At 68.3% G+C, this 24,197-nt stretch carries 22 protein-coding genes and 1 tRNA gene; 8 read left to right on the forward strand and 15 right to left on the reverse strand.

Features of this window, described 5'->3' with window-relative positions; translation table 11 throughout:
* Positions 1–76: 76 nt before the first annotated feature.
* Together KUD94_RS14465 and KUD94_RS14470 are read right to left on the reverse strand one after the other, a co-directional pair.
* Entirely contained in the window at positions 77–2,038 is a 1,962-nt protein-coding gene (locus KUD94_RS14465) for an adenylate/guanylate cyclase domain-containing protein (protein ID WP_218237858.1), read from the reverse strand.
* Between the two features lie 128 nt (positions 2,039–2,166).
* A complete protein-coding gene (locus tag KUD94_RS14470) occupies positions 2,167–2,592 on the reverse strand; it encodes a MaoC family dehydratase (protein WP_218237859.1) in 426 nt (141 codons plus the stop codon).
* Between the two features lie 71 nt (positions 2,593–2,663).
* Here KUD94_RS14470 and alkB point away from each other — a divergent pair, with 71 nt between their 5' ends.
* Positions 2,664–3,329 carry a DNA oxidative demethylase AlkB gene (alkB, locus tag KUD94_RS14475; RefSeq protein ID WP_218237860.1) on the forward strand — a complete coding sequence of 222 codons (666 nt, stop codon included), beginning with the start codon at positions 2,664–2,666 and terminating at the stop codon, positions 3,327–3,329.
* 16 nt (positions 3,330–3,345) lie between these two features.
* Here the strand turns inward: alkB and ychF are convergent, their stop codons facing one another.
* Entirely contained in the window at positions 3,346–4,440 is a 1,095-nt protein-coding gene (gene ychF, locus KUD94_RS14480) for a redox-regulated ATPase YchF (RefSeq protein WP_218237861.1), read from the reverse strand.
* Positions 4,441–4,574: 134 nt separating this feature from the next.
* Here ychF and KUD94_RS14485 point away from each other — a divergent pair, with 134 nt between their 5' ends.
* From KUD94_RS14485 to KUD94_RS14515, 7 genes are all read left to right on the forward strand, one after another.
* The gene (locus KUD94_RS14485; RefSeq protein ID WP_218237862.1) at positions 4,575–5,696 is read left to right on the forward strand and encodes an FAD-dependent monooxygenase; all 1,122 of its coding nucleotides are present in this window, start codon (positions 4,575–4,577) and stop codon (positions 5,694–5,696) included.
* 38 nt (positions 5,697–5,734) lie between these two features.
* On the forward strand, positions 5,735–6,460 hold the full coding sequence (locus KUD94_RS14490; RefSeq protein WP_218237863.1) for a DsbC family protein: 726 nt from the start codon (positions 5,735–5,737) through the stop codon (positions 6,458–6,460).
* A 107-nt stretch (positions 6,461–6,567) separates the two neighbouring features.
* Positions 6,568–8,328, forward strand: a complete 1,761-nt coding sequence (locus KUD94_RS14495; protein ID WP_218237864.1) for a M61 family metallopeptidase — start codon at positions 6,568–6,570, stop codon at positions 8,326–8,328.
* A 73-nt stretch (positions 8,329–8,401) separates the two neighbouring features.
* Positions 8,402–9,181, forward strand: a complete 780-nt coding sequence (locus KUD94_RS14500; RefSeq protein ID WP_218237865.1) for an enoyl-CoA hydratase — start codon at positions 8,402–8,404, stop codon at positions 9,179–9,181.
* 69 nt (positions 9,182–9,250) lie between these two features.
* Positions 9,251–10,108, forward strand: coding sequence for an NYN domain-containing protein (locus KUD94_RS14505; protein ID WP_218237866.1), 858 nt, complete (start codon positions 9,251–9,253; stop codon positions 10,106–10,108).
* A gap of 114 nt (positions 10,109–10,222) precedes the next feature.
* A tRNA-Met gene (locus KUD94_RS14510) sits at positions 10,223–10,299 on the forward strand.
* 487 nt (positions 10,300–10,786) lie between these two features.
* Entirely contained in the window at positions 10,787–11,179 is a 393-nt protein-coding gene (locus KUD94_RS14515; protein ID WP_218237867.1) for a hypothetical protein, read from the forward strand.
* A 148-nt stretch (positions 11,180–11,327) separates the two neighbouring features.
* On the opposite strand, the gene KUD94_RS14520 is transcribed toward KUD94_RS14515, so the two are convergent.
* The 12 genes from KUD94_RS14520 to KUD94_RS14575 form a co-directional block, all read right to left on the reverse strand.
* Entirely contained in the window at positions 11,328–11,642 is a 315-nt protein-coding gene (locus tag KUD94_RS14520; RefSeq protein WP_218237868.1) for a CcdB family protein, read from the reverse strand.
* 3 nt (positions 11,643–11,645) lie between these two features.
* Positions 11,646–11,885 (reverse strand): type II toxin-antitoxin system CcdA family antitoxin, encoded by a 240-nt coding sequence (locus KUD94_RS14525; RefSeq protein ID WP_218237869.1) that lies wholly within the window; start codon positions 11,883–11,885, stop codon positions 11,646–11,648.
* A 70-nt stretch (positions 11,886–11,955) separates the two neighbouring features.
* On the reverse strand, positions 11,956–13,263 hold the full coding sequence (locus tag KUD94_RS14530; RefSeq protein WP_218237870.1) for a sulfate adenylyltransferase subunit 1: 1,308 nt from the start codon (positions 13,261–13,263) through the stop codon (positions 11,956–11,958).
* Positions 13,263–14,177: a sulfate adenylyltransferase subunit CysD gene (gene cysD, locus KUD94_RS14535; RefSeq protein ID WP_218237871.1), complete on the reverse strand. Its 915-nt coding sequence runs from the start codon at positions 14,175–14,177 to the stop codon at positions 13,263–13,265. Before cysD ends, KUD94_RS14530 begins: the two co-directional genes overlap by 1 nt.
* A gap of 4 nt (positions 14,178–14,181) precedes the next feature.
* Complete coding sequence (locus tag KUD94_RS14540; RefSeq protein WP_218237872.1) at positions 14,182–14,925, reverse strand: phosphoadenylyl-sulfate reductase; 744 nt, start codon at positions 14,923–14,925, stop codon at positions 14,182–14,184.
* A gap of 13 nt (positions 14,926–14,938) precedes the next feature.
* Positions 14,939–16,372 carry a siroheme synthase CysG gene (cysG, locus tag KUD94_RS14545; RefSeq protein ID WP_218237873.1) on the reverse strand — a complete coding sequence of 478 codons (1,434 nt, stop codon included), beginning with the start codon at positions 16,370–16,372 and terminating at the stop codon, positions 14,939–14,941.
* An 11-nt stretch (positions 16,373–16,383) separates the two neighbouring features.
* Positions 16,384–18,099: an NADPH-dependent assimilatory sulfite reductase hemoprotein subunit gene (locus tag KUD94_RS14550; protein WP_218237874.1), complete on the reverse strand. Its 1,716-nt coding sequence runs from the start codon at positions 18,097–18,099 to the stop codon at positions 16,384–16,386.
* Between the two features lie 127 nt (positions 18,100–18,226).
* The gene (locus tag KUD94_RS14555; protein ID WP_218237875.1) at positions 18,227–20,068 is read right to left on the reverse strand and encodes an assimilatory sulfite reductase (NADPH) flavoprotein subunit; all 1,842 of its coding nucleotides are present in this window, start codon (positions 20,066–20,068) and stop codon (positions 18,227–18,229) included.
* Between the two features lie 160 nt (positions 20,069–20,228).
* The gene (locus KUD94_RS14560) at positions 20,229–21,302 is read right to left on the reverse strand and encodes a sulfate/molybdate ABC transporter ATP-binding protein (RefSeq protein ID WP_218237876.1); all 1,074 of its coding nucleotides are present in this window, start codon (positions 21,300–21,302) and stop codon (positions 20,229–20,231) included.
* Positions 21,299–22,189: a sulfate ABC transporter permease subunit CysW gene (gene cysW / locus KUD94_RS14565; protein WP_218237877.1), complete on the reverse strand. Its 891-nt coding sequence runs from the start codon at positions 22,187–22,189 to the stop codon at positions 21,299–21,301. Before cysW ends, KUD94_RS14560 begins: the two co-directional genes overlap by 4 nt.
* A 7-nt stretch (positions 22,190–22,196) precedes the next feature.
* A complete protein-coding gene (gene cysT / locus KUD94_RS14570) occupies positions 22,197–23,060 on the reverse strand; it encodes a sulfate ABC transporter permease subunit CysT (protein ID WP_218237878.1) in 864 nt (287 codons plus the stop codon).
* Between the two features lie 19 nt (positions 23,061–23,079).
* Positions 23,080–24,084, reverse strand: coding sequence for a sulfate ABC transporter substrate-binding protein (locus KUD94_RS14575; protein WP_218237879.1), 1,005 nt, complete (start codon positions 24,082–24,084; stop codon positions 23,080–23,082).
* Between the last annotated feature and the right edge of the window lie 113 nt (positions 24,085–24,197).

The raw sequence follows: 24,197 nt of genomic DNA on the forward strand, positions 1-24,197 counted from the left end.
TCCCCGTCGAATTGGAGCGCGTCCACCTTAGGGACGGGCGGCATCGGCGTCAATAGGACACAGCCCTTGCAAAGGGTCACAGTTTGTCGAGCGCCACCGCGGCCGACCAGGGGGCCTCCGCCGGCAGTTGCGCCAGCGCGCGGGCGCGCTCGGCCAGGCGCTGTGCGGCGCGGTCGCCGGGCGCCCGCGCCAGCAGCGCGGCCAGATGCGCCTGGGCCGCGGCAGCGTCGCGCGCATGCAGCGCATCCAGCGCCGCCTGCGACAGACGGCAGACCTCGGCGTCCGCGCAGGGCGTGAACACCCGCACTGGCGTGCTGCGCCCTTGCACGACGACGTCGTCCAGCGGTCGCAAGGCGATGTCCGGCGGCAGCCGCGCCGCAGTTTGCGCCGAAACCAGGATCGCGGTGCCGAAGGCCTTGTTGGCGCCTTCCAGGCGCGCCGCCAGGTTCACCGCGTCGCCGATGGCGGTGTAGGCAAAACGCTGGCGCGAACCGACATTGCCCACGACCACGCGCCCGGTGTGTACCCCGATGCGCATCTGCAGCGCCGGCAAGCCGCGCGCGCGCAGGCGTGCCGCCAGCGGCTGCATGGCCTGCTGCATCGCAACCGCGGCCTGCAGCGCATGCGCCGTGTGCGCGGGGTCGGCCAGCGGCGCGCCCCAGAAGGCCATGATGGCGTCGCCGATGTACTTGTCTACCGTGCCGCCGCTGGCGTGGATCAGCGGCGTCATGGCGTCGAAGTAGGCGGTGAGCACCTCCACGGTTTGCTCGGCGCTCAGGCGCTCGGCCATGGCGGTGAAGCCGGCGAGGTCGCTGAACAGCAGCGTCACCTCGCGCGCTTCGCCGCCCAGGTGCAGCAGCCCGGGCTGTTCGATGAGGCGGGCGACCACCTCTGGCGGCACGTAGTGGGCAAACATCTGCCGCGTCTGGCGCGCGCGTCGATGTGCTGCCGCCCAGGAGGTCAGCGCCGTGGCGCCGTAGAGCGCCAGCATGGACGCGGCCGGCCACAGCGGAGCCAGCCACCAGCGCTGGCGGCTGAACAGCCACCAGGACAGCGCCAGCGTGCCCAGCACCAGCGCCGCGGTCAGCGCCGCCGTCGCCCCCGGATGCCAGCGTGCGCCCGCGCCGAGCAGCAGGGCCGCGGCCAGCAACACCAGCGCCATGCCCGCGGCTGGGGATGCAATGCGCAGCCCGTCGCCCTGCAGGCGGTTGTCCAGCAGCGTGGCCTGCAGTTCGACGCCGGGCATCAGGCGCGCGCCCGCCAGCAGCCCGAAGGGCGAGTTGAAAGCGTCGGCCTGCAAGCCCTGGGCCGCGCCACCCGCCACGAGCGCCTGACCGACGAGCACCACCTTGCCGCGAAAAAAGCCAAGGGGCAGCAGCCCGGGCTCCAGCGCCTGGTAGTAGGAGCGCGTGTCGAAGCTTCCGCGCGGACCGCGGTAGGCGATCAGTTCGGCGCTCGCGCCGCCGTCCCGGCCCAGGGCCCGCGCCAGGCTGGCGGAAAAGCTGTCTTCGCCGGCCGGCGGCTGGCGCACGACGAAGTCTTCATCGGGTTGGACGCCGGCATCGCCCGCGCGCGCGCCTGCGGCCAGCAACTCGGGCAGTGGCGCCACCTCGGTCCAGAGCAAGGCGTTGGCGTTGCGCGATTGCTCGCGCGCCGAAGCCAGAACCACCGGCACCCCGGCATGGGTTGCGCGCGCGATGGCTGCTGCCAGCGCCGCGTCCTGCGCCGTATCGGCCGAGGGCTCGGCAAACACCACATCGAAGCCGATCGCGGCGGCGCCATCCTGCACCAGCCGGTCGATGAGGCGGGCATGCAGGCTGCGCGGAAACGGCCAGGGCAGGCCGATCTGCTGAGCGCTGGGTTCGTCGATCGCCACGATCACCAGCGCTGGCGCACCCTGACCCGAAGCAGAGAGCGTGCTCCAGAGGTCAAAAGTCTTGTATTCCAGTGCATGCCAGGGGCGCGTCAGCGAGGCGGCCCAGACCAGGGCCAGGGCCAGCAGGGCCGCGCCCCAGCGGATCAGACGTGTGCTGGCCATGCGTGTCTTGCCGGCGCGCTGTCGGCGCACGGACGGAGAAGGCGTGCGCCCGGCTCAGCCCTTGCATGCCGGCACCAGCCGGTGCCCGCAGGCTGTTTCTTGAGGGCGCGGCGGTCCATGGCCCGGCGCTAAAGCCGAAACAGATTGGTTGCAGCCAGCGTCAGCACCTCGCGGCCTTCCTGATTGCTCAGCGCCCAGTCCCAGCGCAGCACGCCCAGGCCCGATTTGGAGATGCGCTTGTCCGCGACGGTGATGGCCAGGCGCAGCGTGTCGCCCGGGCGCACCGGCTGCAGCCAGCGGATGTTTTCCAGCCCCGGCGAGACATAGGATTCAGAGTCTGCGAGAAAAGCGTCGACCGCCAGGCGCATCGCGATGCAGCAGGTATGCCAGCCGCTGGCGATCAGACCGTTGAAGGGTCCGCTGGCCGCCGCTTCAGGCCGGGTGTGAAACCACTGCGGGTCCCATTGCCGGGCGAAGGCGAGGATCTCTTCCTCGCTCACGCTCGCGGGCCCGGCATGCAGCACCTGGCCGACTTCGTATTCCGCAAACTTCATCGTGCGCTCCGTGGTTGTGCGCGCGATGCTGCCACACTTGCGCGCATGCCAAGCGCCTGTGCACATCTGCCTTGACGACGACGCCCGACCTCTTTGCCGACGATCTGCCGCTGAGCGGCAGCCGCACGCCGCTGGGTGCATCGGCAGTGGTGCTGCGCGGCTTTGCGCTGGCGCGCGTGGACGTGCTCTGGCCGCTGTTGCAGGCGATCGTCGCCCAGGCGCCGTTTCGCCACATGATGACGCCGGGCGGCTTGAAGATGTCTGTGCCCTTGACCAGTTGCGGGCCGCTGGGCTGGACCAGCAGCCGCGCCGGCTACCGCTACCAGAGTACGGACCCGGCCAGCGGCCGCCCCTGGCCGGCGATGCCCGCAGCCTTTGCGGCCCTGGCGCGCGATGCGGCCGCCGAGGCCGGTTTTGCCGGCTTCACGCCCGACGCCTGTCTGATCAATCGCTACCTGCCGGGCGCTCGCCTCACGCTGCACCAGGACAAGAACGAGCGCGATTTTTCCCAGCCCATCGTCTCGGTGTCGCTGGGCGTGCCTGCGGTCTTTCTCTGGGGCGGACTGCAGCGCGGCGCAAGGACGCAGCGCGTGCCGCTGTTTCATGGCGACGTGGCCGTCTGGGGCGGCGCCGACAGGCTGCGCTACCACGGCATCGCGCCGCTGCGCGAAAGCGCTCACCCCTTGACGGGCAAGGCGCGCATCAACATCACCTTTCGCAAGGCCGGGCCGGCCTGAGGGTGCTGCGGGGCGTTCAGACGTTGAACAGAAAGTTCATCACGTCGCCATCCTTGACGACGTAGTCCTTGCCTTCGGCGCGCATCTTGCCGGCTTCCTTCGCGCCTTGTTCGCCCTGGTACTGGATGAAGTCTTCAAAGGCGATGGTTTGCGCGCGGATGAAGCCGCGCTCGAAGTCGCCGTGGATCACGCCCGCAGCCTGGGGCGCGGTGTCGCCCTGGTGGATGGTCCAGGCGCGCACCTCTTTCACGCCGGCGGTGAAATAGGTTTGCAGGCCGAGCAAGGTGTAGCCGGCGCGGATCAGGCGGTTCAGGCCGGGCTCGTGCAAGCCCATTTCTTCCAGGAACATGGCGCGGTCTTCGTCTTCCATTTCTGCCATTTCCGCTTCGATCTTGGCGCAAATGGCTACAACCGGTGCGTTTTGGGCGGCGGCATAGTCTTGCAGACGCGCCAGCAGGGCGTTGTTCTCGAAGCCGTCTTCGGCGACGTTGCCCACGTACATCGCGGGCTTGGCGGTGATCAGGCACAGGGGCTTGAGCAGGGGCGCGTCTTCCCGGCTCACGGGCACGCTGCGCGCGGGCTTGCCTTCGTTGAGCGCGGCCTGCAGCGGGGTGAGCAAGGCCACGAGCTTGGCCGCTTCCTTGTCGTTGCCGCTCTTGGCCGCCTTGGTGTGGCGCTGCAGCGCCTTTTCCACGGTGGCGAGGTCGGCAAGGCACAGCTCGGTCTGGATCACCTCGATGTCCGCAATCGGGTCCACGCGGCCGGCGACGTGCACCACGTTTTCGTCTTCAAAGCAGCGCACCACGTTGACGATGGCGTCGGTTTCACGGATGTGCGCGAGGAACTGGTTGCCCAGGCCCTCGCCCTTGCTCGCTCCGGCGACCAGACCGGCAATGTCGACGAATTCGACGATGGCCGGCACGACGCGCTCGGGTTTGACGATCTCGGCCAGTTGCCTGAGGCGCGGATCGGGCACTTCGACCACGCCGGTATTGGGCTCTATGGTGCAAAAAGGGTAGTTCTCGGCAGCAATGCCGGCCTTGGTGAGGGCGTTGAACAGGGTGGACTTGCCGACGTTGGGCAGCCCCACGATGCCGCATTTGAGGCTCATGGCAAGGAACTCCGGGAATCTGGGAAAACCCTCGATTCTATGGACCGGCGCCCGGCCTGCCTCGGCTCGCGCCGGCCTGCACCGGGGCGCGCGCGGCCAAGGGACGGGCGGGGGTGGCTCCTACAATCCTCGCCATGGCGCAAAGCTTTGATATCTGCATTCGCGGGGCGGGCATCGTCGGCCGCACGCTGGCCTTGCTGCTGGCCCAAAGCGGCCTGCGCGTGGCGCTGGTGGCGGCGCCAGCGCGCCAGGGCGCAGACGTGCGGGCCTACGCACTCAACGCCGCGTCGCGCAGCACGCTGCAAGCGCTGCGCGCCTGGCCGCAGGAGGAACACGCGACGGCCGTCGCGCAGATGCAGGTCTGGGCCGACGCCAGCGGCAGCCTGAGCTTCGACGCCGCGCGCGAGGGCGTCGAAGCGCTGGCCTGGATCGTGGACGTACCGGCGCTGGAGCAGCGCCTGCAAGACGCCATCGGCTTTCAATCCCAGGTGCAGATGCTGGACGCGCCGGTGGCGGCGCCGCTGACCATCGTCTGCGAAGGGCGCGCCAGCCGCACCCGTGCGCAGTTCGGCGTGGACTTTGCCACGACGCCTTATGGGCAGGACGCGATTGCCACGCGCCTGCGCTGCGAATTGCCGCATGGCGCGGTGGCGCGCCAGTGGTTTGCGGCGGACGGCAGCATCCTGGCCTTTCTGCCGCTGGCCGGGCGCGAGGGGAACTCCGTCGCGCTGGTGTGGTCAGTTGCCCATGCCTCATCCTCCCACTGGCTCGCCTGCGACGAGGCGCAATTCCTCGCGGCGCTGCAGGCAGCCAGCCGCCAGACTCTTGGTCGCCTGGAGCTGGCCGCGCCGCGCGCGCGCTGGCCGCTGGTGCAGGCGCGCGCCCTGCGCTGGAGCGGCCCCATGAACGGTCAGCGCGATCAGTCCTGGGTGCTGGCCGGTGACGCCGCCCACGCGGTGCACCCGCTGGCCGGCCAAGGCCTGAACCTGGGCCTGGCCGACGCCGTGGCGCTGGCGCGCACCCTGCGCAGGCGCGAGACCTGGCGCAGCCTGGCCGACCTGCGACCGCTGCGCGCCTACGAGCGCGAACGCAAGGCGCAGGTGCAGCTGGCCATGCTGGCCATGGACGGGCTGCAGCAGCTCTTTGCCCGCGATGGCGCGCTGCTGGCGCCGCTGCGCAACCACGGCATGACGGCCTTCGACCATTGCGCCCCGCTCAAGCGCTGGGCCAGCCGCCGCGCCATGGGCGTGGCCTGAATTCATCCACTCGGGCGCGCTGCCCTGCTCAGAAACCCATGAAGAATCTTGCACGCACCATTTCCTTTCTGCTGGCCGCCTTGCTGCTGGGCGCACAGGCGGCGCACGCGCAGGAGGCGCAAATCCGCAAGACCCTGGCAGAGCGCATACCGCAACTGGCGCAGATCGACGAAGTCAGCCCCACGCCGATGAAGGGGCTGTACGAAATCCGTCTGGGCACCGACGTCTACTACACCGACGCCAGCGGCAACTTCCTGATCCAGGGCGAGCTGATCGATACCGGCGCGCGGCGCAATCTGACCGAGGACCGGGTGAACAAGCTCACCGCCATCGACTTCAAGTCGCTGCCACTGCAGGACGCCTTCAAGGTGGTGCATGGCAAGGGCGAGCGCCAGCTGGTGGTGTTTGAAGACCCCAATTGCGGCTATTGCAAGCGCTTCGAGAAGGACATGCAAAAGGTGGACAACGTCACCATGCACATCTTCCTCTACCCCATCCTGAGCGCCGATTCGGCAGAAAAGTCGCGCAACATCTGGTGCGCCAAGAACCCCGCCGCCGTCTGGCAAGACCACATGCTGCGCGACGTGGCCCCGCCCGCGGCCAGCTGCGACGTGGGCGCGCTGCAGCGCAACCTGGCGCTGGGGCGCAAGCACAAGATCACCGGCACGCCCACGCTGATCTTCCCCGACGGCTCGCGCGTACCCGGCGCCATCGCCGGCGCCGAGGTGGACCAGCGCCTGAATGCGCTGGCCAGCGCCAAATAGCGCCTTCTTGCATTTTGAGAGCTGCCCGCGCAGGCTTGGCGGGGCTTTCGTGGTAAAAGCGCTGCAAAGTCCTTTGTTGACAGGCGCCTGCAGCTCCTGTATTTGATATGCCCAAACCCCTGTTGCCGCCGGTGCACTACCGCGTGGATCTGCCCGACCCGCGCACCCACCGCTACCACCTCACGCTCACCATCGCGCGGCCGGCGGCGCGCCAGAACCTGTCGCTGCCGGTGTGGATACCGGGCAGCTACCTGGTGCGCGAGTTCTCCCGCCATCTGGTGAACCTGCGCGCGCGCCAGGGCGGGCGCGCCGTGGTGCTCACCCAGCTGAGCAAATGCCAGTGGCAGGCGCTGTGCCGCCGCGGCGAGCCGCTGGTGCTGCACTACGAGGTCGTGGCCAGCGACCGCTCGGTGCGCGCCGCCTGGCTGGATGCAACGCGCGGCTTCTTCAACGCCACCAGCCTGTGCCTGCGCGTGCACGGCCAGGAAGAGCAGCCGCACGGCCTGCAGGTGCTGCGCCCGGCCGCCTGCGGCAACTGGCAGCTGGCCACCGCGCTCACCGCGCTCAAGGCCGCGCGCCACGGTTTTGGCAGCTACCAGGCAGCGGGCTACGACGAGCTGGCCGATTGCCCGGTGGAGATGGGCGTGTTTCAAAGCCTGCGCTTCGTCGCCTGCGGCACGCCGCACCGCCTGGTGGTGAGCGGCGCGCCGGCGTCGTTCGACAGCGCCCGCCTGCTGCGCGACGTGCGGCGCATCTGCGAAGAGCAGATCCGCTTCTGGAGCGAGGACGCGAGCGCGCCGTTTGCGCACTACACCTTCTTGCTCAATGCGGCAGACGATGGCTACGGCGGGTTGGAGCACAAGAGCAGCACCGCGCTGATCTGCAACCGGCGCGACCTGCCGCGCCTGGGCCAGGCCAAGGCCCCCGAGGGCTACACCACGCTGCTTGGCCTGTTCAGCCATGAATACTTTCACGCCTGGAACGTCAAGCGCATGCGCCCCGCCGAGTTCACGCGCTACGACTACACGCAGGAGAACTACACCGAGCTGCTCTGGTTCTTCGAAGGTTTCACCAGCTACTACGACGACCTGCTGCTGCGCCGCGCCGGCCTGATCGACCAGTCCGGCTACCTCAAGCTGCTTGCCAAGACCATCAACCAGGTGCTGCAGACCCCCGGGCGCCAGGTGCAAAGCGTGGCTCAGGCGAGCTTTGATGCCTGGGTGCGCTACTACCGCCCGGACGAAAACACCCCCGGCACCACGGTCAGCTACTACACCAAGGGCGCGCTCGTTGCGCTGTGCCTGGACCTGTCCCTGCGCAGCAGCGGCCGCTGCACGCTGGACGACGTCATGCGCGCGCTGTGGCGCACGAGCAAGGGCGGCCCGATCACCGAAGCTGCCGTGCGCCAGCAGCTGCGCCGCTGCTCCGGCCGGCACTGGGGCGACGAGCTGCACGCCTGGGTGCACGGCACGGGCGAGCTGCCGCTGGCCGAGCTGCTGGCCGCGCATGGCGTGCAGATGAAGAGCGACACCGACCAACCGGCCCAGCGCCTGGGCCTGCGCGTGCAGGAGTCGGGCAGCGTGCGGGTCAAGCTGGTGCTTGCCGGCAGCGCGGCAGAGCGCGCGGGCTTCATGGCCGGCGACGAATGGCTGGGCGTGGAGGTCGCGGGCGAGGGCTGGCGGCTTGCAAAGCTCGACGACCTGGCGCTGTACGCCGGCGCGCAGCCCGAGCTCACCGCGCTGGTCGCGCGCGACGCCCGCCTGCTGCGCCTGGCGCTGAGCCTGCCCGCGCCCGACAGCCCCGCAAGCAGCGTGCAGCTCAGCGTCACCGAGCCGGCGCTGGCCGACCAGTGGCTGGGTCTGCCTTGAGCGCTGGCTCCGCTTCGCGCGGCCGCCAGTCGCTATATTCAGGCGTTTGAACCCACAAACACCGGAGCAAGCCATGGCCTACGAATGCATTCTCACCCGCGTGGAAGCCGAGAAAGTCGGCGTCATCCAGCTCAACCGCCCCAAGGCGCTCAACGCGCTGAACGACCAGCTCATGGACGAGCTGGGCGCGGCGCTCAAGGCCTTTGACGCCGACGAGTCCATAGGCTGCATCGTGCTCACCGGCAGCGAAAAAGCCTTTGCCGCCGGCGCCGACATCACCATGATGGCCAAGTACAGCTTTGCCGACGCCTACAAGGGCGACTACATCACGCGCAACTGGGAGACCATCCGCTCCATCCGCAAGCCCGTCATCGCCGCCGTGAGCGGCTACGCCCTGGGCGGCGGCTGCGAGCTGGCCATGATGTGCGACTTCATCATCGCCGCGGACAACGCCAGATTCGGCCAGCCCGAAATCAAGCTCGGCGTCATCCCCGGCGCCGGCGGCACCCAGCGCCTGCCGCGCGCCGTCGGCAAATCCAAGGCCATGGACATGGCGCTCACCGCCCGCATGATGGACGCGCAGGAAGCCGAGCGCGCCGGGCTGGTCAGCCGCGTCGTCGCGCTGGACAAGCTGATGGAAGAGACGCTTGCCGCCGCCATCACCATCAGCGGCTTCTCGCAGATCGCCGTCATGGCCGCCAAGGAATCGGTCAACCGCGCCTTTGAAGGCGGCCTGAGCGACGGCGTGATGTTCGAGCGGCGCCTGTTTCATTCGCTGTTTGCAACGCAAGACCAGAAGGAAGGCATGGACGCCTTCGTGAACAAGCGCCAGGCGAAGTTCACCCACCAATAAAATACCGGTCACATACGGCTCTGGCGCTTGCTGGACAAGCGCTTGCAGCTATCAATTCAGGGGTGAATCATGGACAAGGATCTCGCGGCCCCGTTTCGCATCGCCTTGCTGATCGACGCCGACAATGCGCCGGCGGAGCTGATCGACGAGATCCTCACCGAGCTCTCCACCCTTGGTGTCATCAACATCCGGCGGGCCTACGGCAACTGGACCAAGCACGCCCTGGAGGGCTGGCGCGCGCGGCTGCTGGAGTTTGCCATCCGGCCTATGCAGCAATTCGACTACTCGCGGCAGAAGAACGCCAGCGACATGGCGATGACCGTGGACGCGATGGAGCTGCTCTACACCGAGCGCCCGGACGCGTTCGGCATCGTGTCCTCGGACGCGGATTTCACCCCGCTGGTCATGCACCTGCGCGCCAAGGGAGCCGCCGTGTTCGGTTTTGGCGCGGCGCAGACGCCCAAGCCCTTCGTCAACGCCTGTTCCCGCTTCCTGTACCTGGAGGCCTTGCGCGACGCGGCGGCAGAAGCCGAGGCGGACGCCGCCCCTGCTGGCGCAGAGCGCGCGCCGGCGGCCGCCCCCAATGCGCCCGCCCGGCCCCCGCGTTCGAGCGCCCATGCCGATACGCCCACCCCCGCTGCGGCCCCCGTTCCCGCAGCGCAACGCATGCGCGTGCCCACGGCGCAACTGCGCCAGGACACCGCGCTGATGAACCTGCTGCGCGACGCGGTGAACGCGATGCAAGACGAATCGGGCTGGGCCAAGGTGAGCGCGGTCGGCACCCAGATCAGCAACAAGGCCAGTTTCGATCCGCGCAACTACGGCTACGCCACCCTGAGCAAGCTGCTGGTGGCCATCGGCGCGTTCGACTTCCGCGACGAGGGGACGTCCCGCGTCAGCGTGCGCGACAAGCGCCACGGCTCTTGAGTGCGAGCGCCCCGCGCTGCCCGCGGCCGGGCAAGCGCAGGCGCTGCAAGGAAAGCGCAGCAGCCCCGCGCAACTGCCGGAAGGGGCGTCTTTTCGGCTAAAATGCGCGCCTTCGGTGGTATAGCTCAGTTGGTTAGAGCGCAGCATTCATAATGCTGATGTCCCAGGTTCAAGTCCCGGTACCACCACCAAACAAGGGGTTTACAAAGCCCCACGACACCTCAAAACCCGCTCCTGTCACAGGGAAGCGGGTTTTCTTTGCTCCGATTCGTGCTCCCGAAGAATGCCACTACAGGGTGGACGGCAGTTGAATCAAGCCCGGCGATGGCGCTCTGGCCGTGAATTCCCAAGCCCCTGCGAAAGCGCATGAAGGCCGAGGGCAGTCACCATGCGCAACCCCGAGTCAGTGCCAGGCGCAACCTCGGCCTTCACGCGCAATGGGCGACAATGCCCCTCACGAAGCCATTTTGCAAGGATTCCATCGACATGTAGCACCCGTCCAGGCCAAGAAGTTGATCACCGTCACTGCGATGGCAGTGGTGCGTCCGTGATTTGCCGCAAGCAGTCGTGACTGCCCGGGCAAGCGCGGCGCGTACTGCTGGCGACAGGCAAGGCATTTGCGCGCCTGCTCGCATCGCACGACACGGTTCTTTCTTGACCTGTACAAAGGACTGCAACATGTCGAAAGCACAATTCATCGAATCCACCTCGTCTGACCCCGCGGAGCGGGCCATCGCTCGCAAGGTCACGGGGATACTCAACGACACAAGGTTGGACCGGGAGCAACGGCAAGCGCTCGTGAAGCGCGCGCAACGCGAGCTCACCGAGTACCGTCTGCGCAAGGCAAGCCAGGCGCAACTGGTCAGCCAGGCAAGCAGCGCGAAGCTGCCGGTTGGCTACCAGGCACGTGGCGCACGGGTCGCCAACGGGCGAGTGGAAGTCGCAGCCTTCAAGCGCAATGGCGGTTTCGTCTGGCTGGACGCGGGAGAGGCTCCGCAAGGAGCGGCACGCCATCAAATACTGACTCTGCCGGGCAAGGCCGCGAGCGGCAAACAGATGCCGATCAAGTAGCCATCAACTTCGCGCCTCGGGAGCAAGGTTGCAGTGGTGTCTTGCCTGGCTTCTGCAGCGCGCCGGACGCTCGCTTCGGACTTGGGTGCATACGGCGTCGCGCTTTTGCAAGACGGCCGCATCCAGCCACCGGGCGGTGCTGCCCGGTTCAATATCCGCCAAACAGCGCGTCCAGCGCATTGGCGATCAGCCCGGCCTGTGCCCGCAGGTTGGCCACGGGTTTTTTCAGGGCGGACAGGGGCAGCGCGCCCAGAGCGGCCGCGTCGAGGATGACGGCGGTGCCTTCGACTTCCAGCGCAGGATTGAGGTCGCGCAGCGGCAGCGGCACGCGGCGCGCGCTGCGCAGAGGGATGACGACGCGTGTCTGCAAGCCGCTGATGTACTCGTTTTGCACGTCCAGCAGAAACGGCGTGGTGGCGCGCAGCGCTGCGTCGGGATGCCGGTACACGTCAAAGCGCGCCATGGCTCAGAAGCTGCGGTACTGCGCCAGCGGCAGGCCCTCGCTGTCGATGCGGGCGTTGTAGGCGGCGATGGCCTCCTGGTTGGCGCTGTTCCAGCGTTCCCAATAGCGGCGCTGAACTTCGGCGGCCAGAAGTTCATCGACCGTTTGGGAGAGGTTCATGCCCATCTCCCGCGCCGCTTCCAGCACTTTGCTGTTGAGCGAAAGGTTGGTGGATTTCTTGGGCGCGTTGTCGAAGCGGAGCATGGCGGCATTCCCATCACGATGAATGCGCATATTTTATGCGCATCAACCTCGCGGGCCTGCCGTCACGGCCTCAATTGGCCAGCCGCACCATTCCCGCCGCCGCCGTCTGGTGGCTTGCGTCGTCGATCAGGATGAAGGCGCCGGTGCTCTGCTGTTTGTCGTAGTCGTCCAGCGCCAGCGCGTCGCGCGTGCGCAGACGCACGCGGCCGATGTCGTTGCTGGCGAGCGGCCCGTCGTGGGGCACGGTGCGCAGTTCGCTGATGTCGCGCTTGCTGGTCACCGCCGTGATGCGCGCCTGGGTGAGGCGCGCGCCTTGCTTGAGCCAGTACCAGCGCGCGGGGTTGAGCGCCTGGCGGTCCAGCCAGCACAGGTCGGCTTCGAACTCGCGTGCTACCCGGGGTGAGTTGGCCCCCGTTACCAGCAGGTCGCCGCGCGAGACGTCGATCTCGCGGTCCAGCACCACGGTGACGCTGTCGCCCGCGGCGGCGATCTGCAGCGCCTGCTCGCCCAGCTGGATGGCTTGCACCTGGGCGGTTTCGCCGCTGGGCAGCACCGTCACCACGTCGCCTGCGCGCAGCGGGCCGCCTTGCACCTGGCCGGCATAGCCGCGAAAGGCGTGGGTGGTGCTGCCTTCGTGGCGTATCACCCATTGCACGAAGAGGCGGCTGCCTTGCTCTGCGGCGGCGTCCCTGTCCAGCGGCAGGGATTCCAGCAGCGCCAGCAGCGGCTGGCCCGCGTACCAGGGCATGTGCGGGCTGGGCTGCACCACGTTGTCGCCCGTCAGCGCCGACAGCGGCACGCAATGCGGCGTGTCCATGCCCAGCCGCTGGGCAAGCTGCTCGACCGCCGTGCGGATGCGCTGGTACACCGCCGGGTCCCACTGCACCTGATCCATCTTGTTGATCGCGATGACGACGTGGCGCAGGCCCAGCAGTTGGGCCAGGGTGGCGTGGCGCTTGGTCTGGGGCAGCAGCTCGCCGCCCTGGGCGCGCGCGGCGTCGATCAGGAGGACGGCGGCGTCCGCCGTGGAGGCGCCGGTGACCATGTTGCGCGTGTACTGCTCGTGTCCGGGGGCGTCGGCGATGATGAACTTGCGCGCCGGGGTGGCGAAGTAGCGGTAGGCGACGTCGATCGTGATGCCTTGTTCGCGCTCGGCTTCGAGGCCGTCGGTGAGCAGCGCCAGATCGAGCGCATCGGCCGGCGCGCGCGAATAGCGCGAGCCCGAGATCGCGCTGAGCTGGTCGGCGAACACGCCCTTGCTGTCGAGCAGCAGGCGGCCGATCAGCGTGGATTTGCCGTCGTCGACAGAACCGGCGGTGACCAGGCGCAGCACGCCCTTGTTGCGCGCTTCGGGCCAGAGATCATTGATGGCATTCATCAGAAGTACCCCATTTTCTTGCGCCGTTCCATCGACGCCTCGTTGAGCTTGTCGTCCATGCGTGTGGCGCCGCGTTCGGTGATCGTGGTCACTGCCGTCTCGGCAATGATGTCGGCGGGCGTGGCGGCGTCGGACTGCACCGGGCAGGTGCAGGACACGTCGCCCACGGTGCGAAAGCGCACGCGCACTTCTTCCACTACCTCGCCCTCGCGCGCCGGGGTGAGTGGCGTGACCGGGGCGAGCAAGCCCTTGCGGCGCACGACGGAGCGCACGTGGCTGTAGTAGATGCTGGGCAGGGCGAGCTCTTCGCGGGCGATGTACTGCCAGATGTCGAGCTCGGTCCAGTTGGAGATGGGGAAGACGCGGATGTTTTCGCCCGGGTGTACGCGGGTGTTGTAGAGGTTCCAGAGCTCGGGGCGCTGGTTCTTCGGGTCCCACTGGCCGAATTCGTCGCGAAACGAGCAGATGCGCTCCTTGGCGCGGGCCTTTTCTTCATCGCGGCGCGCGCCGCCAATGCAGGCGTCGAAGGCAAACTCGGCGATGGCTTCGAGCAGCGTCGTGGCCTGGGCGGCGTTGCGCGAGTCGTTTTCGTGGCGCAGCACCACGCTGCCGCGGGCAATGGAGTCTTGCACGCTGCGCACGATCAGCCGTTCGCCCAGCTCCTGCGCGCGCTGGTCACGAAAGGCGATGACTTCGGGGAAGTTGTGCCCGGTGTCCACATGCAGCAGCGGGAAGGGGAATTTGGCCGGACGAAAGGCTTTTTCCGCCAGGCGCAGCAGCACGCAGGAATCCTTGCCGCCGGAAAACAGCAGCACCGGCCGCTCGCACTCGGCGGCAACCTCGCGCAGGATGTGGATGGACTCGGATTCCAGCCAATCCAGATGGGTACGTTGGGGGGCGGTGATGGCAGTCATGGCTTCAGGCGGCGGGGGGCGGGTCGGCGGGTTCAAGAGGGCTGGCGGCGTTGGCCGCGGTGTGCAGGCCGCATTCGGCGTTGTTTCTCTGCTCCCACCACCAGCGGCCGGCGCGGATGTCTTCGCCGGGGCGTATCGCGCGCGTGCAGCATTCGCAACCGATAGAGGCGTAGCCCCGGTCGTGCAGCGGGTTGTAGGGAATGTCCAGCGCGCGCACCACGGCCCAGACTTCGTCGGTGTGCCAACTGGCCAGCGGGTTGTATTTGTGCAGGCCGAAGGCTTCGTCCCACTGCGCTTCGGGCAGCTCGGCGCGCGTGCTGGACTGCTCGCGCCGCTGGCCGGTGATCCAGGCGCTGTGGCCCGCAAGCACGCGGCGCAGCGGCTGCACTTTGCGGATGTCGCAGCACAGCTTGCGCAGCTCCACGCTCTCATAAAAGGCGTTCAGGCCGTGGGTTTGCACGTAGTTGCGCACCGCCTCCGGCTCGGGGTGCAGCACTTGGACGGTGATGCCGTAGCGCTGCTCGATGGTGCCGACCATGGCCAGCGTTTCCTTGTGCAGGCGGCCGGTGTCCAGCATGAAGACGCCCAGGCGCGTGGGCACTTGCATCAGCGCGTGAATCAGCAGCGTGTCTTCCACGCCCATGGAGGAGGCGAGCAGTGCGTCCGGGTGTTCCTCGGCGATGCCTTGCAGCAGGGCAAGCAAGGCGTTCCAGCGCTGCGCCAAGGGTGTGGTCAAGGTGTTGGCCATGAAGCTGTCCTTTCTATGCGGCGAGCAGCGCGCCGTCTTCGGGCGCGCGGGTCGCGCCAGCGCGTGCTGGCGATGTCAGGGTCTGGCCAAACCACGCGAGCTCTTGCCCCAGCGCGGCGACCTCGCCGACGATGAGCAGCGCGGGCGAGGCGATGGCGTGCGCGCGGGCCTCATCGAGCACGGTGGCCAGCGTGGCGTGCAGCGTGCGCTGTTCGGGGCGCGAGCCGTTTTCCACAATGGCGCAGGCGGTGTCTGCGGGCAGATCGCGCAGCAGTTGGGCGCGCAGCGTGCCCAGGCGCTCCACGCCCATGTAATAGACCCGTGTGTGGCCGCTTTCGGTGCGGGCCGCTTCGGCATCGGCGCTGCGGTGCGCAGTGGCCAGCGTGAGCCGGTCGGCCAGGCCGCGGTGCGTGAGCGGGATGCCCGCATAGGCACCGCAGGCGAGCGCCGCGGTGATGCCGGGCACCACTTCGCAGGCGATGCCGTGTGCACGCAGCGCCAGAAGTTCTTCGCCGCCGCGCCCATAGACCAGCGGGTCGCCGCCCTTGAGCCGCACCACGGTGAGGCCCTGGCGGGCGTGCTCCAGCATCAGCGCGTGGATGCGCCGCTGCGTGGCTTCGTGGTCTTCGCCGGGGGTCTTGCCCACGCTGATGCGCAAGGCGTCGCGCCGGGCCAGTTGCAGGACTTCGTCGCTCACCAGGCGGTCGTGCAGGATGACGTCGGCCTCGTTGAGCGCGCGCAGGCCGCGCAGGGTCAAAAGCCCCGGGTCGCCCGGCCCGGCGCCGACCAGCAGCACCTTGCCTGGCACCGGCGATTCGCCCTCGTTCAGGGCTTGCGCGAGCAGAGCTTCAGCGCGTTCGGGCTGCGCGGCGCGCAGCGCATCGTGCACCGGGCCATCGAGCAGCCAGTGGTAAAAGCGCCGACGCGCGGCAAGCTGCGGGCGGGTACGGCGGATGGCGGCGCGCCGGCGCCGGGCGAGGGCCGTGAGTGCACCAATCGAGGGCGCGACCAGCGCTTCGATGCGCTCGCGCAGGCGCCGCGCAATCACCGGGGCGGCGCCGCCCGAGGAGATGGCGATGGTGATGGGGGCGCGGTCCACGATGGCGGGCACCTGCGCGCTGGAGCGTGCGGCGTCGTCGACCACGTTGCACCACAGGTGGCGCTCGGCGGCGGCAACGGCTACCGCGTGGTTCAGCGCCTCGTCGTCGGTGGCGGCGATCACCAGCCACATGCCGTTGAGCCAGCGCGGCTCGAAGGTGCTGAGGTGCAGATCGATCTCGCCACGCTCGGCCTGCGCCTGCACGCTGGGGTGTGCGGCTTTGGCTACCACGGTGACGCGCGCGCCGGCCGAGCGCAGCAGCGCGATCTTGCGCGCGGCGACGAGGCCGGCGCCCACCACCAGCACGCGGCGCCCGCGCAGATCCAGAAACAGCGGAAAGTGCTCCATGGCGCCGGCGCTCAATACTGGATGACGGGGCGGCGCCTGGGCGGCTCGACCACTTTGGCGCGCACCACGAAGTCGCCAAAGTGCTCGCCTGCCTCGCGCTCGGCGGCAAAGCGGGCAAAGAGCTCGTCGAGCGCGGCCAGGATCACCTCCTCGCCGACGTTTTCCTTGTACAGCGCGTTCAGCCGTTCACCCAGGTGGTCGGCCCCCAGGCGCAGGTCGTACTTGCCGATGGCGCGGCCCACGAGGGCGATCTCGCCGATGTAGGGGCGCGAGCAGCCATTGGGGCAGCCGGACATGCGAAAGTGGATGGGCTCCTCGCGCAGGCCGTGCTTGTCCAGCAGCGCTTCCATCTTGCGCACGATGGTCGGCAGGTAGCGCTCGGATTCGGCCATTGCCAGGCCGCAGGTGGGCAGCGCGACGCAAGAGATCGCGTTCAGGCTCAGGCCGCTGGCGTCGACATGGTCGTCCAGCCCGTATTCCTTGACCAGCGCGTCGATCTTCGCCTTGTCCCTGGTGGCGACCTGGGCGACGATCACGTTCTGGTCGCAAGTCATGCGCAGCTCGCCCTGGTGGATGCGCGCGATGGCGCGCATGCCGCTCTGGCGCGGGTGGCCAGGCAGGTCGAGCAATCGGCCGCTGGGGATGCGCAGCGTCAGGTTCCACAAGCCCTTGCCCGCCTCGACCCAGCCAAAGCGGTCGCCGTTGTGCTCGAAGCGGTAGGGCCGGGGCGGTTCGATCTTGAAGGGCAGGCGCGACTGCAGCTCGTCGTGGTACCACTGCAGGCCGCGGTCGTCGATGGTGTATTTCAGGCGCGCGTGCTTGCGCTCGCTGCGGTCGCCGAAGTCGCGCTGCACGGCAATCGCGTGCCAGCAGGTCTCCAGCAGGTGCTCCTTGGGCACGTAGCCGATCAGGTCGCCCAGGGCAGCGTAGGTCTTGGCATCGCCCGCGGTCGCCCCCATGCTGCCGCCGGGCGCGAGGTTGAAGCCTTGCAACTCGTTCTTGTCGTCGAAGATGGCGATCAGGCCGAAGTCCTGGGCAAAGACGTCGATGTCGTTGTAGGGCGGGATGGCAATGCCGAACTTGAACTTGCGCGGCAGATAGGTCTTGCCCAGCAGCGGCTCTTCGTCCTGCGCGCCGTCGCTCACGCGCTCCAGTTGGTCTATCCACAACTCCTTGTAGGCGCTGGTCTGCGGCTTGACGTGGTGCATGAGCTTGAGCGCCCATTCATAGGCCTGCGCCTGTTGCACGGGCACAAGCGGATTGACCGAGCAGATCACGTTGCGCACGTCGTCGCCGCAGGCCGCCAGCGTCGAGAGGCCGGTGGCGTTGATGCCGCCGATCACCTCGCGCAGGCTTTCCTTTCTGATTTCGTGGAACTGGAAGGTCTGGCGCGTGGTGATGCGCAGCCCGCCCTTGGAGTGCGCGGTGAGCGCGTCCAGATCCAGCCATTGCCGGGGTGTGAGCACGCCGCCGGGCAGGCGCACGCGCACCATGAAGCCGTAGTCGGGCTCGAGCTTCTGGCGGCGGCGCTCGTCGCGGATGTCGCGGTTGTCCTGCATGTAGCTGCCGTGGAACTTCAGCAGCTTGGTGTCGCTCTCGCTGATCGATCCCGTCGTGCGGTCCAGCAGACCGAGGTCTATGGTGCCGCGCAGGAAGCGGCTTTGCGCCTTGATGTGCTCGAGGGCAGAGAGCTTCTTGTTCTTGGTGATGGTGAGCGTATCGGTCATGAAAAGAGTGCGCGAGTCCTCGCGAGAGGCGCGGCGCGCCTGCGCGGAGCAAGTTCAAAAAAACGAATGTGGCGAGTGCGGTCGTTCGCGGCCGAAGCCGCTCCCACAACGCAGCTCAGGAGTTCAGTCAGTAAACGTCGCGGGCGTAGCGGCCCTCGACCAGCAGAGTCTTGACCCAGTCGGCGGCGTCTTCGGGCGTTTTGCCGCCGTGCGCCACGGCAATCTGCGCCAGCGCCCGCTGCACGTCGCCGGCCATGCGCTCGGCGTCGCCGCAGACGTAGAAGTGCGCGCCGCCCTGCAGCCACTGCCAGACCTCGGCGCCGTGCTCGATCAGGCGGTGCTGTACGTAGACCTTTTCAGACTGATCGCGCGAGAAGGCCACTTCCAGATGCGTGAGCGCGCCGTCCTTCACGGCCTGCAGCCATTCGGTCTGGTAGAGGAAGTCGCTGTGGCGGTGCGGGTTGCCGAAGAACAGCCAGTTGCGGCCCGTGGCGCCGTCGGCCTGGCGTTGCTGCACGAAGGCGCGAAACGGCGCGACGCCGGTGCCGGGGCCCACCATGATGAGGTCGCGCGCCGGATCCTGGGGCAGGCGAAAGCGCTCGTTGGCCTCGATGAACACCGGCACCTGCGCGCCTTCCTCGGCAGCGCTCAAATAGCGGCTGCCCACGCCCCAGCGGGCCTCTCCTTCCTTCTCGAACTGCACCAGGGCCACCGTCAGGTGCACCTCTTCATCCACCAGCGCCTGGCTGCTGGCGATGGAATACATGCGCGGCGCCAGCGGCCGGAGCGCGGCAACGATGGCATCGGCGCTCCACTGGGTGGGCCAGGCGCGCAGCACGTCGATGAGCTGCGAGATGTTGAGCAACCTGGCCAGCTCGGCGCTGCCTTCGGGCTGCAGCAGGGCCGTGAGCGCTGCGTGCTTGCCGCGTTCAGCCAGTGCGGCAATGAAGGGGCGGGTGAGCACGGTGAGCTCGCGCCGGTGTGCGAGCCATTCGGACAGTGGCAGGGTCTCATCGCCGTGCGTGACGGCGGTGTCTGCGGCCAGCTTCAGAACCTCCAGCACGCGCTGCACCAGCTCGGGCGCCTGCGTGGGCCAGACGCCGAGCGCATCACCGGGCTGGTAGTGCAGGCCGCTGCCGGCCAGGGACAGCTCGATGTGGCGCACGTCCTTTTGGCTGCCGCTGCCGACGATGCGCTGGTTCACCAGCACCTCGGCCAGGTAGGGCCGCTCGCGCGACCAGGAGGCGTGCGCGGGGCGCAGCGGCAGGACTTCGGCGCTGGCGGCGTTGCTGGCCGCGGCTTGCCTGGGGCCCAGCAGCGCCTTGGCCTGCTGCAGCGCCTGGGCCGCCCAGGGCGTGGCCACGTAGTCCACGTCTACGTCGGCATCGGCGCGCTCGAGTACGCGCTTGGCACCGAGGGCGGCCAGGCGTTCGTCGATCTGACGACCGATGCCGCAGAAATCGACGTAGCTGGAATCGCCCAGCGCCAGCACGCCGAAAGACAGATTCGGCAGTTGCGGCGCACGCTTGCCGGTGAGGAATTCATGAAAGCCGCGCGAGTCGTCCGGCGGCTCGACCGCGTCGCCCTCGCTGTGCGTGCTGATGACGATGTAGAGGAATTGCTCCTTCTTCAGCTCCGCCGTGCGGTAGGCGTCGGCGCGCACGATGCGCACCGGCAGGCCCGCAGCCTGGACCTCGCCCGCAAGCCGCTCGGCCACGCGTTTGGCGTTGCCGGTCTGGCTGCCGTAGAGGATGGTCAGCTGCTGCTGCACCGCCGTGCCCGCGGCCAGCGCGACCGGCGTGGCGGCCTGCGGTGCGTCGGCGCGCAGGCGCGCAGCGGCCCCCGCCATGAAGCCGGCCAGCCATTCCAGAGCGGGCCGGTCCAGACCCTGCACCAGATCGGCGGCGGTTTGCGCTTTTTCGCGCGAAATGGGCAGGACGTCGAGTACGGCGTCGGCAATCTGTGTCATCGGGACCCTCTGCTGCTGATTCGTTTTGCACCGCGCGCGGCGGGCGTCTTGTCGACTGTAGTAAGCGGGCCGGCAAAGGGGAAGAATTGATTTTTCATAACCAAAGCAGTCGTATGAATATGGAAAAAAAGGAGCTGTTCGCGCAGACGGGGCAAGGGTTTCAGCCCAAAAACACTCTTGCGTGCTGGGGCCGCGCGATGAAATGCTGGCAGCCGCGCGCGCGGATGCGGTCGAACTCCTTGCTGGGCATCACCACTTCGATGATTTCCTGGGTGTCCTCGCGCGTGAGCTCCAGCTGCGCCAGCGGCCCGAGCGCCTGCGCCCGGTGCAGGCTCACGCGCAGCTCGCGCTCGTGCCTGGGGCGGCGTTGCGGCTCGCAGGGCTCGATCTCGATCTCGTGCGGGCGCACGTAGGCGACGCCGCTGGCGTCCGGGCTGCCCTGGCCCGCGGGCAGGGCAAAGTGCATGCTGCCCGAGCGCAGCTGCCCGCCCTGCACCCGCCCGTGAAACAGATTCATGTGGCCCAGAAAGCCGCAGACGAAGGCAGTGGCCGGTTCGTCGTACACCGCCTGCGGCGCGCCGCGCTGCTCCACGCGGCCCTTGTTCATGATGACGACTTCGTCGGCCACTTCCAGCGCTTCTTCCTGGTCGTGCGTGACGAAGATGCTGGTCACCTGCAACTCGTCGTGCAGGCGGCGCAGCCAGCGGCGCAGCTCCTTGCGCACCTTGGCGTCCAGCGCGCCGAAGGGCTCGTCGAGCAGCAGCACGCGCGGCTGCACCGCCAGCGCCCGCGCCAGGGCAATGCGCTGGCGCTGCCCGCCCGAGAGCGCCGCGGGGCGGCGGTCGGCCAGCCAGTCCAGCTGCACCAGCTGCAGCAGCTCCATCACCTTGTCGCGTATGCGCGCTTCGCTCGGGCGCTCGCGCCGGGGCTTGACGCGCAGGCCGAAGGCGACGTTGTCGAACACCGTCATGTGCTTGAACAGCGCGTAGTGCTGGAACACGAAGCCGACCTGCCGCTGGCGCACGCTGGCGTGCGCGGCGTCTTCGCCCTCGAGCAGCACCTGGCCCCGGTCCGGGTGCTCCAGCCCCGCGATGATGCGCAGCAGCGTCGTCTTGCCGCAGCCGGACGGGCCGAGCAGCGCGGTCAGGCGCCCGTCGGGGAAGGCCAGCGAGACGTCGGCGAGCGCGGTGAACGCGCCGAACTGCTTGTGGATGTGACGTACTTCGATGCTCATGGTGTGGGCTCCGTTGGGGTTTGCGCGCGCAGGCGCCACTCGGCCAGCGTCTTGAGCGCCAGCGTCAGCAGTGCCAGGAGCGCCAGCAGCGACGCCACAGAGAAGGCGGCCGCGAAGTTGTATTCGTTGTAGAGAATCTCGACGTGCAGCGGCATGGTGTTGGTCAGCCCGCGAATGTGGCCCGAGACCACGGACACCGCGCCGAACTCGCCCATGGCGCGCGCATTGCACAGGATCACGCCATAGAACAGGCCCCAGCGGATGTTGGGCAGCGTCACGTGCCAGAACACGCGCCAGCCGCTGGCGCCGAGCACGATGGCGGCTTCTTCCTCCTCCTGGCCTTGCGACTGCATCAGCGGGATCAGCTCGCGCGCGACGAAGGGCACGGTGACGAATACCGTCGCCAGCACGATGCCGGGCACGGCGAACAGGATCTGAATGCCTTGCGCCTGCAGCCAGGGGCCGAACCAGCCCTGGGCGCCGAACAAGAGAACGTAGATCAGGCCGGCGATCACCGGCGAGACCGAGAACGGCAGGTCGATCAGCGTGATGAGCAGGTTCTTGCCGCGGAAGTCGAAGCGCGCGATGGCCCAGGCCGCGCAGACGCCGAACACCAGGTTCAGCGGCACGGCGATGGCGGTGGCGGTGAGCGTGAGCCGGATGGCCGCGAGCGCGTCCGGCTCGGTCACCGCCGCAAGGCTGGCCTGCCAGCCCTTGGCCAAGGCCTCGTGGAACACCGCAACCAGCGGCAGGAACAGGAACAGCAGCAGGAAGACGAAGGCCGCGCCCATCAGCGCCAGGCGCACGCCGCGTCCTTCGGTGCGGGCGCGATGCAGGGCAGCGGCGCGCTCGCGCACGGGCTCAAGGGCAAGACCAATCGTGGACATGGCGGATTCAGGCGTTTGCGCCCAGCGAGCGCCGGCGCGACCAGGCCTGCAGCAGGTTGATCGCCAGCAGCAGGGTGAAGGAGATCAGCAGCATCACCACGGCGATGGCAGTAGCGCCCGCGTAGTCGTACTGTTCGAGCCGGGTCACGATCAGCAGCGGCGCGATCTCGGACACCATGGGCATGTTGCCCGCGATGAAGATCACCGAGCCGTACTCGCCCGAGGCGCGCGCGAAGGCCAGCGCGAAGCCGGTGAGCAGCGCGGGCATGATGGTAGGAAGAATCACCCGCAGGAACACCTGCGCGCGCGAGGCGCCCAGGCTGCTGGCGGCCTCCTCGTAGTCGGCGGCCATGTCTTCGAGCACCGGCTGCACGGTACGCACCACGAAGGGCAGGCCGATGAAGACCAGCGCCACGATCACGCCCAGCGGCTTGAAGGCCACTTGCACGCCCAGCGGTGCAAGCAGGCGGCCGAGCCAGCCATTGGGCGCATACAAGGCGGTCAGCGCGATCCCGGCCACGGCGGTAGGCAGCGCGAACGGCAGGTCCACGAGGGCGTCGATCAGCCTTCTGCCCGCAAAGCGGTAGCGCACCAGCACCCAGGCGACGATGCCGCCGAACACGGCGTTCACGATGGCCGCGAGCAGCGCGCCGCCGAAGCTCAGGCGCAGCGACGCCAGCACCCGGGGCGAGGTGACGATGCGCCAGAAATCGTCCCAGTGCAGCGTCGCCGTTTTCAGGAAGGCGGCCGACAGCGGCAGCAGCACGATCAGACCCAGGTAGGCCAGCGTGAAGCCCAGGGTCAGGTTGCGACCGGGCAGGACGTGGCGGGCCGCGGCGGGTGCCTCCGGGGAAAGCGTCTGCGTGAACATCGGGCTCTATTGCGCGCGCTTACTTGCCGCTGGGCTGGTAAATCTGGTCGAACACGCCGCCTTCGGCGAAGTGCGTCTTTTGCGCATCGGCCCAGTCGGCGGCCACGTCCTTGATGGTGAACAGCGTCAGCTTGGGAAAGCGCTCAGCGTGGCGATCGGCGACGGACTTGAGCGTGGGTCGGTAGAAGTTGCGTGCCGCGATCTCCTGCCCCGCCTCGGAATACAGGTAGTCCAGGTAGGCCTGCGCCAGCGCGCGCGTGCGCCGCGCGTCGACCACCTTGTCCACCACCGCGACCGGCGGCTCGGCCAGGATGCTGAGCGAGGGCACGACGATCTCGACCTTGCCCGGGCCGAGCTCCTGGATCGCCAGAAAGGCCTCGTTCTCCCAGGTGAGCAGTACGTCGCCGATGCCGCGCTCGACGAAGGTAGTGGTCGAGCCGCGCGCACCGGAGTCGAGCACCGGCACCTTGCGGTAGAGCGTGCCGACGAAGTCGCGCGCCTTGTCCACGCTGCCGCCCGGCTGCTTCAGCGCGTAGCCCCAGGCGGCCAGGTAGTTCCAGCGCGCGCCCGCCGAGGTCTTGGGGTTGGGCGTGACGACTTGCACGCCGGGGCGGACCAGGTCGGGCCAGTCCTTGATGCCCTTGGGATTGCCCTGGCGCACCAGGAAGACGATGGTCGAGGTGTAGGGCGCGCTGTTCAGCGGAAGCTGCTGCTGCCAGTCCTTGCGGGTCAGGGCGTGCGCGGCGATGGCGTCGATGTCGGGCGCCAGACCCAGCGTCACCACATCGGCCTGCAGCCCGTCGATCACCGAGCGGGCCTGCTTGGCCGAGCCGCCGTGCGACTGGCGCACCGTCACGCGCTCGCCCGTCTTGCCTTCCCAGTATTGGGCGAAGGCCTTGTTGTAGGCCTGGTACAGCTCGCGCGTCGGGTCGTAGGAGACGTTCAGCAGCGTGAGCTCGGCGGCAAACGCCGGGGCAGCCATGGTCAGCGCGGCGACCAGGGAAAGCAGGAAATGCAGGCGCATCGGGAAAGTCCCTCGGTATCTGTTGTTTGCACGACAGATTAGGGAATTGCCCCGCAAAACCGAACAATTAGTTTGCTTGAACCATATAAAAGGCGCGCATTAGGCCGCCCCGC

This window comes from Comamonas sp. NLF-1-9 (assembly GCF_019195435.1).
GTDB lineage: Bacteria > Pseudomonadota > Gammaproteobacteria > Burkholderiales > Burkholderiaceae_C > Comamonas_C.

Bases quoted from the DNA above. Each gene is read 5' to 3' on its own strand.
- KUD94_RS14465 (WP_218237858.1), bottom strand. From the start codon at position 2,038: ATGGCCAGCACACGTCTGATCCGCTGGGGCGCGGCCCTGCTGGCCCTG.
- KUD94_RS14470 (WP_218237859.1), bottom strand. From the start codon at position 2,592: ATGAAGTTTGCGGAATACGAAGTCGGCCAGGTGCTGCATGCCGGGCCC.
- ychF (WP_218237861.1), bottom strand. From the start codon at position 4,440: ATGAGCCTCAAATGCGGCATCGTGGGGCTGCCCAACGTCGGCAAGTCC.
- KUD94_RS14485 (WP_218237862.1), top strand. From the start codon at position 4,575: ATGGCGCAAAGCTTTGATATCTGCATTCGCGGGGCGGGCATCGTCGGC.
- KUD94_RS14490 (WP_218237863.1), top strand. From the start codon at position 5,735: ATGAAGAATCTTGCACGCACCATTTCCTTTCTGCTGGCCGCCTTGCTG.
- KUD94_RS14495 (WP_218237864.1), top strand. From the start codon at position 6,568: ATGCCCAAACCCCTGTTGCCGCCGGTGCACTACCGCGTGGATCTGCCC.
- KUD94_RS14500 (WP_218237865.1), top strand. From the start codon at position 8,402: ATGGCCTACGAATGCATTCTCACCCGCGTGGAAGCCGAGAAAGTCGGC.
- KUD94_RS14505 (WP_218237866.1), top strand. From the start codon at position 9,251: ATGGACAAGGATCTCGCGGCCCCGTTTCGCATCGCCTTGCTGATCGAC.
- KUD94_RS14515 (WP_218237867.1), top strand. From the start codon at position 10,787: ATGTCGAAAGCACAATTCATCGAATCCACCTCGTCTGACCCCGCGGAG.
- KUD94_RS14520 (WP_218237868.1), bottom strand. From the start codon at position 11,642: ATGGCGCGCTTTGACGTGTACCGGCATCCCGACGCAGCGCTGCGCGCC.
- KUD94_RS14525 (WP_218237869.1), bottom strand. From the start codon at position 11,885: ATGCTCCGCTTCGACAACGCGCCCAAGAAATCCACCAACCTTTCGCTC.
- KUD94_RS14530 (WP_218237870.1), bottom strand. From the start codon at position 13,263: ATGAATGCCATCAATGATCTCTGGCCCGAAGCGCGCAACAAGGGCGTG.
- cysD (WP_218237871.1), bottom strand. From the start codon at position 14,177: ATGACTGCCATCACCGCCCCCCAACGTACCCATCTGGATTGGCTGGAA.
- KUD94_RS14540 (WP_218237872.1), bottom strand. From the start codon at position 14,925: ATGGCCAACACCTTGACCACACCCTTGGCGCAGCGCTGGAACGCCTTG.
- cysG (WP_218237873.1), bottom strand. From the start codon at position 16,372: ATGGAGCACTTTCCGCTGTTTCTGGATCTGCGCGGGCGCCGCGTGCTG.
- KUD94_RS14550 (WP_218237874.1), bottom strand. From the start codon at position 18,099: ATGACCGATACGCTCACCATCACCAAGAACAAGAAGCTCTCTGCCCTC.
- KUD94_RS14555 (WP_218237875.1), bottom strand. From the start codon at position 20,068: ATGACACAGATTGCCGACGCCGTACTCGACGTCCTGCCCATTTCGCGC.
- KUD94_RS14560 (WP_218237876.1), bottom strand. From the start codon at position 21,302: ATGAGCATCGAAGTACGTCACATCCACAAGCAGTTCGGCGCGTTCACC.
- cysW (WP_218237877.1), bottom strand. From the start codon at position 22,189: ATGTCCACGATTGGTCTTGCCCTTGAGCCCGTGCGCGAGCGCGCCGCT.
- cysT (WP_218237878.1), bottom strand. From the start codon at position 23,060: ATGTTCACGCAGACGCTTTCCCCGGAGGCACCCGCCGCGGCCCGCCAC.
- KUD94_RS14575 (WP_218237879.1), bottom strand. From the start codon at position 24,084: ATGCGCCTGCATTTCCTGCTTTCCCTGGTCGCCGCGCTGACCATGGCT.